Genomic DNA, 8,362 nt, shown 5'->3' with positions numbered 1-8,362 from the left:
CGCGGCGGCCTGCGGGCCGTCGAGCAGGAACCGCGACGTCGCGGCCACGGCACAGCCGCACAGCACGGCGGCGCTCGTCAGGTGCCACGGGACAGGCACGGCAGGCCCCGCGGCGGCGGCCCCCATCAGACCGCCGACCACCGCACCGATGCTCCAGACGCCGTGCAGCGAGTTCAGGATCGACCGGCCGTACCGCCGCTCCTTGCGCAATCCCTGGGCGTTCGCGCCGACGTCCGCGATCGCGTCGAGCGAGCCCGCGACGAACAAGGCGCCGGACGGGAACGCCGCCACCACCGACCCGAACACCGCATTCGACAACCCGAGGCCGGCTTTCAGCTCCGGGTAGCGCGGCACCGCGTTGGCGAACACCGCGCCGTTGACGAAGAACAGGGCCGCCACGGCGATCCGCGCCCGCCGGGCGTCGCGGTCCGGTGGCGGAGGTGACGTCACGCGCACCAAGCATCGAGCCCGCCCCTACCCGGCGGCAGTGACGTGGGACACACAGGGGCCGCGGTCACGGTCTCGCGGTCGGGCGGCGGGGAGGAGATGATGCGGGGTGGGCCGGACGGGCGGGCCGGCGGGAGCGGGGACTGCGGTGGGTTCGACCGGCACCCGGCGGGTGGTGAGCCAGGACCAGGTGGTGCGCGGCGCGTGCCGGTTCTTCCTGCGGCACGGCGGCGTGGACATGGACGGGCTCGCGACGAGCCTCGCCATCAGCCGGGCGACGCTCTACCGCGTCGTGCACAGCCGGGACGGGCTGCTCGGCGACGTCCTGTGGCTGCTCGCCGACCGGCTCCTGGCCCGCGCGCGGGAGCAGCGCACGAACCCCGGCGTCGACGGCGTGCTGGAGGTGACGCGGCGGTTCGTGGACCAGCTGCGCGCCTCGGGGCCGTTCCGCGCGTTCCTCCGCGGCGAGCCGGACACGGCCGCGCGGGTGCTGTTCCAGGCGTCCGGCGGGGTGCACCGGCGGGCCGTGCTGGCGCAGAAGGAGATCTTGCTGGAAGTCGAGGGAGGGCCGTGGTCGGCGGCCGTCCTCGACCAGGTCGCGTTCCTCTACGTGCGGATCGTGGAGTCCGCGCTGTACGCCGAACTGCTCACCGGCACGCCGCTCGACCACGAGCTGGCCGAGCAGGCCGCCCGGACGGTGCTGCTCCAACACCGCTGAGCCAGACACCGCTGAGCCAGACACCGCTGAGCCCGACGCCGTTGCTGCGACAGCGGTCTCACGATCTCCACGCGTCCTGGTGCGGGCCGGCCGGACCTGGCTACGGTCGGCGACATCCCCAACCCCCATCGCTGTGGGAGCCGGTATGTCACCTTCCCCGTGGCGGCGCGTCGGTCTGGTCGCGGCCGTGCTCGGCCTCCTCGTCCCGACGTCCGCCCCCGCCTCCGCTTCCCCGTCCCCCGCGTCCGCGTCCGAGCTCGGGCCGACACCCCGGGTCGTCGGCCCGCTGCCCGGCGCCGTGCCGGGCGACCGGCTGGCCGACCGGATCGAGGACACCTACCCGTTCTTCTCCACGCCCGCGGACCTGGCCGCCGCCGGGTACGTCGAAGAGGAGTTCCACGTCTCCGGCACGGCCGACGGCTGGGCGGTCGACGGCACGAAGGTCGCCACCGGCGTGCCGTACACGACCCGCGTCATCGTGCGGCGGCCCGCGCGGGAACGCGACTTCAGCGGCACGACGCTGGTCGAGTGGCAGAACGTCACCGCCGGGTACGACCTCGACGCCCTGTGGAACGCCGAGTCGGTCATCCGCTCCGGCAACGCCTGGGTCGGCGTGTCCGCGCAACGCGTCGGCGTCGACCAGCTGCGCGGCTGGAGCCCCGCCCGGTACGGCGGCCTCGACGTGACGGGCGCCGGCCGCTTCACCGCCGACGAGCTGTCCTACGACGTGTTCACGCAGGCCGGGCGCGCCGTCGCGTCCGGCGCGGTCCTCGGCGGGTTGCGCGCCCGGACGTTGCTGGCCATCGGCGCGTCGCAGTCCGCGGCCCGGATGACCGTCCTGTACGACCGGGTCCTGCCGCAGCAGCAGCCGGTGTTCGACGGGTACGGCTACATCGTCGGCAACGCGCCGACGCGGGTCGGCGCCGAGCCGGTCTTCCAGGTGCTGTCGGAGACCGACGTGCGGACCGCCGCGCGTCCCGCCGACACGGACCGGTTCCGCCGGTGGGAGGTGGCGGGCGCGGCGCACTCCGGCCACGAGGGTCAGGTGTACCGCGCGCCGATCTCGGAGCGCGACCTCGGCGGCGCGCCGCAGTACGACTGCGACCGGCCGCCGTTCAGCCGGGTTCCGATGCACCACGTCACCGCGGCGGCCTACGAGCACCTGCGGCGGTGGGTCGAACGAGGCACGCCGCCGCCGACCGCCCGCCCGTTGGAGTTCGAGGCGGACGGCGTCACCAAGAAGCGGGACGCGCTGGGCCTCGCCCTGGGCGGCATCCGCCTGTCGCAGGTGACGGCGCCGAGGGCGCTGAACACCGGCGACAACACGGGCGTGACGTTCTGCCGCCTGTTCGGCTCCCACGTGCCGTTCGACGCGGCGACGTTGGCGCGGCTCTACCCGAACCGGGGCGACTACGTGCACCAGGTCGTGACCGCCGACGTCGCCAACGTGCACGCGGGGTACCTGCAGCACGCCGACGCGCGGCGCAACCTCGCCGACGCCCTGACGACCGGAGGACAACGATGAGGATCGCGGTGACGACGCTGGTCCTGGCGCTGGTGTCGACGGTGGCCGCGGCGCCCGCCGCCTCGGCGCACGGGCTCACCGCGGTGGTCTTCGTGCACGGCCAGCAGGGCTCGGCGCAGCAGTGGCAGTCCAACGCGAAGCGGTTCTCCGGCAACGGCTACCCGGACCACCTGCTCCACGCCTACGAGTACGACACGACGGTCCCGACCAACGACCGGGCCGTCGCCGACCTGGACGCGTTCCTCGCCGGCGTCCGCGCCCGCACCGGATCGTCCACTGTGGACGTGATCGCGCACTCCCGCGGCACGGCGGTCATGCAGGCCTTCCTGTCCACGCCGGCGCGGGCCGCGGTGGTGCGCAAGTACGTCAACGTCGACGGGCGTTCCAGCACCGCGCTGCCCGGCGGCGTGCCGACGCTCGCGCTGTGGGGCAGCGCCCAGCCGAACGGCTCGATCGGCGGCGCGACCAACGTGTACCTCACCACCCTGGGGCACACGGAGACCACGACGTCGGCGGAGGGTTTCGCGCACATCCACCGGTTCCTGCGCGGCCGGCCCGCCGTCACCACGCACGTCGTGCCGGAACCGCCCGGCCGGGTGGAGATCGCGGGCCGGGCGCTGTACTTCCCGCAGAACGCGGGCATCGTGGCCGAGCTGCGCGTCTGGGAGCTCGACGGGCGCACGGGCGCGCGGCTCGGCGACGCCCGGCACAGCGTCCGGACCGGGTCGGACGGCTCGTTCGGGCTGCTGCGCGTGAACGGCCGCAAGCACTACGAGCTGGAACTGGTGCGGGAGGGGCAGCAGCCCCACCACTTCTACTTCGAGCCGTTCGAGCGCAGCGACCGGTTCGTGCGGTTGCAGGTGTCGCGGCCGGGCGGGATCGGCGACGTCGTCGACCGGTGCGCCACGCACACCGCGCTCACCGTCGTCCGCAACCGCGAGTGGTGGTCCGACCAGCCCGACCGGGACCGGCTGGAGTTCAACGGGGTCGACGTCCTCGCGCCGCCCGTCGCGCCGAAGGTCCGCCAGGTCATCGCCGCGTTCGCGTTCGACGACCACTGCGACCGCGCGGCCACGCCGGGCGTCGTGCTGCCGCCGTTCGCAACGCTGCCGTTCCTCACCGGCGTCGACGCCTACCTGCCGGCCCAGGCCGACGCCGGCGGCACGATCCACGTCACCCAGACCGCGCGCGGGACGGGCGGCCGGACGCGCACGATCGCCGTGCCGAACTGGCCGTCGGACGGGCACGGCGTCACCGTCCACTTCAACGACTACCTCGCCGGCGGAACCGGAGGCCACGCCACCGCGTCCCCCTGAGCGGAGAAGGGGGTTCGGTGGTCGAACGCGTGTCGCGGTGGCGGTCCCCGCGGTGGTCCCTGGGCGCGACGGCGGTGGCCGTGCTGCTCACCGCGTGGGCGGGCAGCCCGCCCGGGGGCTACTACGGGGTCGCGTTGGTCGCCTTCCTGGCCTGGGCGGTGGCCGCGGTCCTGTGGCTGACGGCGCTCGGCGCGGCGATGGTCGCGCTGCCCGCGCCCTTCCTGGCGCACGTCCGCCGGCTGTGGCCGTTCCTGGTGGTCCCCGCGCTGGCGGTGGCCACCGGGACGGCCCTCGAGACCGGCCTGGCCCGGCGCGTGGCGTTCGAGGCGCACCGGTCGGCGCTGTCGGCGCTGGTGGCGGAGGCTGCGGCGACGCCGGACCCGCGGATCGTGGACCGGCGGGTCGGGCTGCACCTCGTGCGCTCGACCAGGGTGGACCCCGCCACCGGCTGCACCCTGATGACCGTGGAGGACGCGGGCTTCCTCGACTCCCGGGGGTACGCCCACTGCCCGAACGGGGCGCCGCCGAACGTCGTGGAGGCCGACGTGGTGACGTACCAGCCGATCGACGGGCCTTGGTACGAGTTCTCGCTGGTGTGGTGAGCCCCTGAGCTCCCCCGGAAACGCGTTCCGACCACGCCGTTCCCTCAGGTACGCTCCGGCGCCGGTTCGCGGCCAGTGACGTGGGGGGATGCGTGTTCCGTTCGGTGCGTGGGCTCGGGGTGGCGTTCGCCGTCCTGGTCGGGATCACAGTGGTGTCGGACGTCCTCGTGACCGCCTGGGTCTGGCGGCTGCGGGACGTGCTCGACGACTACCTCCACGACCTCGTCGGCGAGGCGGAGCTGAACGGCGAGCTCGCCGCGAGCGCCGCGCTCGGAATCCTCAACACCGCCCTCTACGTGGCCACGGGCGTCGTGTTCGTGGTGTGGCTGTGGCGGGTGCGCCTCAACGCCGACCTCATCGCGCCGCACGCCTCCCCGTACCGCCGGTCGTGGGTGATCTGGGGCTGGCTGCCGATCGTCAGCCTGTGGATCCCGCGCCGGCTGGTGGCCGACGCGTGGGACGTGAGCCGAACCCGGCACGAGTCGGCGGGCGGGCACGGCCTGGTCAACCTGTGGTGGGGCCTGTTCCTCGGCTACCAGGTGCTCGACCGCGTCGCGGACCGCCTGCTGGCCCGCAGCGAGACGGTGGACGGGCTGGGCACCGGCGCGCAGGTGCTGACCTTGGCGACGGCGCTGTCGGTGCCCGCGGCGGTCGTGGCCGTGCTGGTGGTGCGGCGGATCGGCGAGTGGCAGTCCACGCCCGGGTTCGTCACGCCGGACGAGGTCGTCTCGCCGATGGCGGCCGGGCTGTCGCCGGTCGACTGGCCGGGCGCGGCCCTGCCCTCCAACCCCGTGATCGCCCCGCCGCGCCACGACCCGCGCTGGCGGCGGCCCGACTAGGAGCCGGCCGGGCCCGTCAGCCGAGGGCGGCGAGCGCGACGTGGACCATGGCGCGCACCCCGATCGGCAGGGCGCGTTCGTCGACGCGGAACGTCGGCTGGTGCAGGTCGCCGTGCGGCCCCTCGCCGGACCACGTGCCGAGCCGGGCGTACGAGCCGGGCACGTGCTGCACGTACCAGCCGAAGTCCTCGCCGCCGCACGACTGGGTGGTCGACGTGACGGCGTGCGGGCCGAGGGCGTCGGCGATCGCCGTCTGGAGCAGCGCGGTGCTGTCCGGGTCGTTGTCCACCACGGGGACGGCGCGGACGTGGTCGAGGCCGAACCGGACGCCGGTCGGCCGGAGCAGCCAGCCGACGATCTCCTCCACCAGCGCGGGGAGCTGGGCGTTGACCGCCGGGTCGCCGGTGCGCAGGGTGCCGCGCAGGACGCCTTCGCGCGGCGTCCCGCACGGCGTCTCCGGCGCGTCCATCAGGCCCCACGCCAGCACCGTGCCCGACCGGGGGTCGACGCGGCGGGCCAGCATCGCGGGCAGCCCGGTGGCGACCACGCCGAGCGCGTGCACGACGTCCGCGCTGAGTTCGTCGCGGGTGCCGAACCGGGTTGTCGCGGCGACCCGCAGTTCGAGCATGTCGCAGGCCGAGGTGACCGGGCCGCTCCGGGTGCCGATCCGGCCGACCTCCACCTTCGGGTCGCAGTGCAGGCCGAAGATCCGCTCCACGCCGTCGAGCCCGCCGGCCGCGATGACGTCCAGCGCTCCGCCCGGCTCCTCCTCCGCGGGCTGGAACAGCAGCCGCACCCGGCCCGGCAGGTCCGGCGCGGACGCCAGCGCCGCCGCCGCGCCGAGCAGGATCGCGGTGTGCACGTCGTGGCCGCACGCGTGCGAGACGCCCGGCACGCGCGAGGCGTAGGAGAGGCCCGTGCTCTCGGCGACGGGCAGCGCGTCGATGTCCGCGCGCAGCGCGACGCACCGCGGCCCCGTGCCGACCTCGCACAGGACGCCCGTGCCCACCGGCAGCACGCTCGGGCACAGGCCGAAGCCGCGGAGGAGGCCCACGACCATCTCCGTGGTGCGGGTTTCGCGGCGCATCAGCTCCGGGTTCGCGTGCAGCGTCCGCCGCCACGACATGACCCGGGTGAGGTTCGCCGCGAGCCAGTCGTCGAGCCACCTCGGGCCGCGGCCGGCGGCCGGGTCGGCCACCGGCACCAGGTCCTCGACCGCCGAGCCGAGCGGCACCACGTCGGCAGGCGCCACCGCGGCGGTCGTCACGTCGGCGGGCGTCACCTCTGCGGGCGGCGGGACCAGGTCGCGCGCAACAGGCTTCATGGTGGCTCGCCGTTCGTGCCAGGGCGTCAGCCCGCCTCCGGTGCGGCACGTCCCCGTGCCGTGGCCACATCCTCGCCCACGGTCCCGGCAAGATCCACGCGAACCGCCCGTTCGGGTGGCCGCGGGTGGACGCCGCCGTCACCCCACCGGGGCGTGGGCGAGGCGCTCCACGAGCTGGAGGCAGGCACGTCCGTTGTGGTAGCAGCACTTCCACTCGCCCGCCGCGTCCATCGGCACCGGCGCGTTGGCGGAATCCCTGGCGGACAGCCACTCCCCGGTCGGCCGCGGGTCGACCAGGTCGGTGGTGATGTAGTGCCACGTGTCGCACGCGAGCGCGTGGAACGCGGGATCTCCGGTGCGCTCGTGCGCGTTGAGGAAGCCCACGACCGCCTCCGCCTGCACCCACCACACCCGCGTCGCGTCGAGCCGGCCGTCCACCGACTCGTTGGCGACCGAGCCGTCCGGCAGCACCGCCCGCGCCGCCGTGCCCTCGGCGAGGCCGACGACGAGGTCCGGCACGTCCGCGCCGATCTCCCGCGCCGCCTCGTCGACCAGCCAGCTCGCCTCGATGTCGTGCCCGAACGACAGCACCTCCTCCAGCTCGCGCCAGTCGCGGTCGAGGAACACGCGCAGGGACCGGCGGCGCGGGTCGTAGAGCCGGTGGCGGAAGGTGTCCAGGAGCGCCGCGATCCGCGCCGCGACGTCCGGGGAGGGCGCGACGACGTGGTAGGCGGTCAGCGCCTCCAGGACGTGCAGGTGGGTGTTCATGGTGATGTCGGCCCGGTCCGTCCCGCCGAGCAGGACGTTCGGCTTCGGCGTCCACGAGCGGTCGAACTGCTCGCGGTACGCGCCGGTCGCCGGGTCGAACCCGACGCCGGTCACCACCTCGTACAGCTCCCCCGCCCGCGCCAGGGCGTCCGGCGACCCGGTGGCGCGGTGGTACTCGCTGAACGCGTACAGCGCGAACGCCTGGGCGTAGACGTGCTTGTCGGTGTCCGCCGGCGCGCCCGTGTGGTCGACGGACCAGAACACGCCGCCGTGCACGGGGTCGATCACGTGCCGGGTGAGGAACCGGTGCGCGTGGTGCGCGGCGGCCAGGTACGACAGGTCGCCGAACGCGCGGTAGGCGGCGGAGAAGGTCCACAGGAACCGGCACGCCATGACCGCGCCCTTGTCCGCGGTGGTGTCGACGACGAGGTCCGCGTCCACGCGGCCGTGGATGCCGCCGTGCACGCGGTCCGTCAGGCCCAGCCAGAACGGCAGGATGCGGTGGCGCAGCTCGGTCTCCGCCGCCTGTCGCAGGGCGGCAGCAGTCGGAGTCGCGCGCAGCTTAACCGGTTTTGTCTCGTGGGCCATGTGTCGGAGGCTATCCATCGCCAACCAGGACGACCATCGCATCCCACTTCTGAAGACGGTTGCTTAACCGGTTCTTCACACCCGCACCCGAAGTGGAGAGAGTCATGAACGACACCTCGACCGTGCCGCCCCTGGTCGCCGAGGCCGGAGCGCGGGCGCGCGCACGCGGGTTCGGCCAGTCCTGCGAGCACCCGGTCGGCCCGCTCCTCGCGGCGCTCGCCGCGGCCGTGCCGCG

7 protein-coding genes and 1 pseudogene are annotated in these 8,362 nt (G+C 74.6%); 5 read left to right on the top strand and 3 right to left on the bottom strand.

The annotated features are described in order from the left end of the window. A pseudogene (locus tag ACFQ3T_RS31900) lies at positions 1 to 450 on the bottom strand (MFS transporter); the annotation flags it as partial. Positions 451 to 595: 145 nt separating this feature from the next. On the opposite strand from ACFQ3T_RS31900, the gene ACFQ3T_RS31895 reads away from it, so the two are divergent. From ACFQ3T_RS31895 to ACFQ3T_RS31875, 5 genes are all read left to right on the top strand, one after another. Further along, on the top strand, positions 596 to 1,165 hold the full coding sequence (locus ACFQ3T_RS31895) for a QsdR family transcriptional regulator (RefSeq protein WP_380729052.1): 570 nt from the start codon (positions 596 to 598) through the stop codon (positions 1,163 to 1,165). A gap of 145 nt (positions 1,166 to 1,310) precedes the next feature. Continuing rightward, complete coding sequence (locus ACFQ3T_RS31890) at positions 1,311 to 2,690, top strand: alpha/beta hydrolase domain-containing protein (protein ID WP_380729050.1); 1,380 nt, start codon at positions 1,311 to 1,313, stop codon at positions 2,688 to 2,690. Further along, positions 2,687 to 4,006: a hypothetical protein gene (locus ACFQ3T_RS31885; RefSeq protein WP_380729048.1), complete on the top strand. Its 1,320-nt coding sequence runs from the start codon at positions 2,687 to 2,689 to the stop codon at positions 4,004 to 4,006. Before ACFQ3T_RS31890 ends, ACFQ3T_RS31885 begins: the two co-directional genes overlap by 4 nt. A 17-nt stretch (positions 4,007 to 4,023) precedes the next feature. After that, positions 4,024 to 4,608 carry a hypothetical protein gene (locus ACFQ3T_RS31880; RefSeq protein WP_380729046.1) on the top strand — a complete coding sequence of 195 codons (585 nt, stop codon included), beginning with the start codon at positions 4,024 to 4,026 and terminating at the stop codon, positions 4,606 to 4,608. Between the two features lie 104 nt (positions 4,609 to 4,712). Beyond that, a complete protein-coding gene (locus ACFQ3T_RS31875) occupies positions 4,713 to 5,447 on the top strand; it encodes a DUF4328 domain-containing protein (protein WP_380729044.1) in 735 nt (244 codons plus the stop codon). A 16-nt stretch (positions 5,448 to 5,463) separates the two neighbouring features. Here ACFQ3T_RS31875 and ACFQ3T_RS31870 read toward each other — a convergent pair whose 3' ends face one another. Then, on the bottom strand, positions 5,464 to 6,771 hold the full coding sequence (locus tag ACFQ3T_RS31870; RefSeq protein WP_380729042.1) for an amidohydrolase: 1,308 nt from the start codon (positions 6,769 to 6,771) through the stop codon (positions 5,464 to 5,466). Positions 6,772 to 6,909: 138 nt separating this feature from the next. Beyond that, positions 6,910 to 8,127 carry an AGE family epimerase/isomerase gene (locus ACFQ3T_RS31865; protein WP_380729040.1) on the bottom strand — a complete coding sequence of 406 codons (1,218 nt, stop codon included), beginning with the start codon at positions 8,125 to 8,127 and terminating at the stop codon, positions 6,910 to 6,912. Between the last annotated feature and the right edge of the window lie 235 nt (positions 8,128 to 8,362).

Source organism: Saccharothrix hoggarensis (genome assembly GCF_042678885.1).
GTDB classification, from domain to species: domain Bacteria; phylum Actinomycetota; class Actinomycetes; order Mycobacteriales; family Pseudonocardiaceae; genus Actinosynnema; species Actinosynnema hoggarensis.
Note: the sequence above shows the minus strand (reverse complement) of the source record. Positions and strands in the feature narration are given on the sequence as shown.

Coding starts and splice junctions, on each gene's coding strand:
- ACFQ3T_RS31890 (WP_380729050.1), top strand. CDS start 1,311: ATGTCACCTTCCCCGTGGCGGCGCGTCGGTCTGGTCGCGGCCGTGCTC.
- ACFQ3T_RS31885 (WP_380729048.1), top strand. CDS start 2,687: ATGAGGATCGCGGTGACGACGCTGGTCCTGGCGCTGGTGTCGACGGTG.
- ACFQ3T_RS31870 (WP_380729042.1), bottom strand. CDS start 6,771: ATGAAGCCTGTTGCGCGCGACCTGGTCCCGCCGCCCGCAGAGGTGACG.
- ACFQ3T_RS31865 (WP_380729040.1), bottom strand. CDS start 8,127: ATGGCCCACGAGACAAAACCGGTTAAGCTGCGCGCGACTCCGACTGCT.